This is a genomic window from Bradyrhizobium sp. BRP22, from assembly GCF_020194175.1.
Taxonomy (GTDB): Bacteria; Pseudomonadota; Alphaproteobacteria; order Rhizobiales; family Xanthobacteraceae; genus Bradyrhizobium.
In genome coordinates, this window is sequence record NZ_JADYVX010000089.1 from 1 (window position 1) to 2,427 (window position 2,427).

Genomic DNA, 2,427 nt, shown 5'->3' on the forward strand with positions numbered 1-2,427 from the left:
ACAGTTGCGCTGGACATATTTCCGTGACGTCGAAGAGTCTCATAGCTGGAAAAGAAGTCCTTAGACGATCTCCCGAGGCTCCGCTCAAAAACCTCTAATACTCTTCTCCCGACCTGGGTGAAAGACTCAGCTCTTCACCTGACTAAGATGAATGCTATCGTCCGCGAGCAATGGGGGCAGCGCAAGTGGCATCAGTTCGCTTATGATCGATGGAACGCGCTCTGAGAATACAAGTTCAAATCCGAAGTCGCCGAAATGCAAGCCCATTCCAGGACTCGTTGTCTCCGGGTAAAGTAAACTCGTACTTTTCACAATGTCCAATTTGCCTGCGCCGCCTTCAGCTGGGCCAGTTAGAAGCGCGGCAGCGCCATCCCCCAAAGGCTTGTAGCGACAAGATTCTTAGGGGTGAGATCATTTCGCTGGAATGTAAGCGAATTCAGCTCCACAGCGACGAGTAGAATGCGTTCGTTCGTGGCGCGGCAAATCGTTGCTGCCAAACCAACTCCCGATGCTCCCCCCGCACATCCAAGGCCAAAAACCGGTGTCCGTCTTAGGTCTGTTCGCAATCCGAGCTTCAAGATCAGATCCACGTCGAGACTAGACGTAGCGATCCCACTCGACGAAACGAATATAATTCGATCGACTTGCTCGGGCTTCATGCCGACTCTGTCGAGACAGCGGCGTGTTGCTTTGCACGCCAGCTCTTTGGCCCACTCCAAGTATGTTTCATTTGTCTCGCCGATGCGATGCTCGCTTAGAAACCATTCGGGCGCGACACAAAAGAAACGCTGATCGACTACCGCATGATCGAATACTGTAAGATATCTCTTAAGGGTCTTTATTCTAGATCCGAAAAGGCGACCCGCTAGTATCTTGGCGTCAGACTGCGAAAGTCGGAAAGGCGGCAATGCCGTCCCGACGGCCAAAATTCTGGACATCGGTTCCTCTTATGATCACGGCCACGCGCTCGACCGGCCCGCTCCAATCATGGATCCGAACCATCGTGAGCGCTTTGGTGTAGGGCCGCGCAGGTAGATCAGCGACAGAGCCCGGAGCGTCGCCGATGAGGGCTATCATGCCCGGCAGGACTTTCATCATTGGAACTGGATCACGAGTGCCACGTGTTCGTCTTCTCCACCAATCGCTAAAGTTGGTAGTTGACCGGCCAAGCGTCGTTCGGCTCTCACCTTCTCTTGCCCTTTGAAATGGGCGAGGTTCGCGGCGGGCTCGGCGCTTGCGGACAATGAGCCCTATGCTGAAGCGAAATGGCGTCGCAACCGTGATTGAACTGCGCGTCATTGAAAAAAGGCTGACCGGCGTAGCAAGCGTCCCCAACCGCAGCCGAATCGAGGACATTTTTCCGTGGATTGACTGACCCGTTACGCCAGCAAAAGGGGCTGCCAAAAAGTTCATGAAATTGTTGCTTTGGCGGAGCAGGCTATCGCCGGATGATCCCGTCCACTCTTTTTGCGCCGAATCTGGCGTCATTCCGGGCAAGAGTTTCGTGAGATTGGGCCAATTGTCGGATGGTAAAGCCACCAAGATTTGACCAAACTGGTCGATCGAAAGTCTTCGCAGGTTTGCAGCGCGATTGTTCCTTTGCTCTCCCTGTCGGCGATCAATGCCGCCTCGTTCAAACGACGGAACGTTGAAATACCCCGGCGCCTTGCGGTAAATCAAACTGGTAAGAGCCGGGCTGGCCCGATCTGGGACCCTACCATCAGCGCGCAGCTGACGCCGCCGAATGCGGTGCCGGCGTCACCGTTTGACCCAAATCAATGACTGCTCTGGGTATGCCGATAACACTATCAATGCGGAGATTTGCAGCCTATTTGACTTTAAGCCACGGAGTGATTCAACAATTGACGCCAGACCACGAGAGATCACGACCGAATCCATCGCTCGTTATTACAGCTCGCTTTGATTCGGTAAGAACAACAGTCGAAGGTCACGAAAAACTTCACGGTAAGGTAATCCACGAGCGGGCATTGATCGCGAGTCACTTCTCCAGCCAGGATCGGCTGGCGCTTTAGTTCTTTCGATTGGCCCAGGGCCGACAGGAAGCTGACAAGTGAACTCATCTCTCCGGTCTCCTCGACTGGTTGAGTAATTCGCCCGACCGTTGCCATTCTGCTGCCCGCTCAGCCAACCAGTCGTATTCGTCTGCTATGCGGAGCATCCGTTGCTGTTCCGCGGGATGATTCCAAATCCGCTCTGCCTTGGCTCTGATTTTTTCGGCGCGCTCGCGCCAGTGCTTGGGATCTTGTAGGTAGTTTTTCATGTCGTCGTCCTGGATTCAAAGGTAGGGGAATCGCATATGGCCTTAGAGGGGTATTGCATAGCGGTGCGAATTGGATTCTTCGGGTGTTTTCCGATTCCCGAAGGAGACCAAGGTGCGCAATCTCAGGCGCATGTTTCGACCGCTCG

Annotated in this window: 2 protein-coding genes; both read right to left on the reverse strand. The window is 54.1% G+C overall.

Annotated features, from left to right (window positions below; translation table 11 throughout):
* Nucleotides 1-879: 879 nt before the first annotated feature.
* Nucleotides 880-1,680 (reverse strand): hypothetical protein, encoded by an 801-nt coding sequence (locus I6F35_RS39440; RefSeq protein WP_225122947.1) that lies wholly within the window; start codon nt 1,678-1,680, stop codon nt 880-882.
* 397 nt (nt 1,681-2,077) lie between these two features.
* Nucleotides 2,078-2,281: a hypothetical protein gene (locus tag I6F35_RS39445; RefSeq protein ID WP_225122948.1), complete on the reverse strand. Its 204-nt coding sequence runs from the start codon at nt 2,279-2,281 to the stop codon at nt 2,078-2,080.
* Nucleotides 2,282-2,427 lie beyond the last annotated feature (146 nt).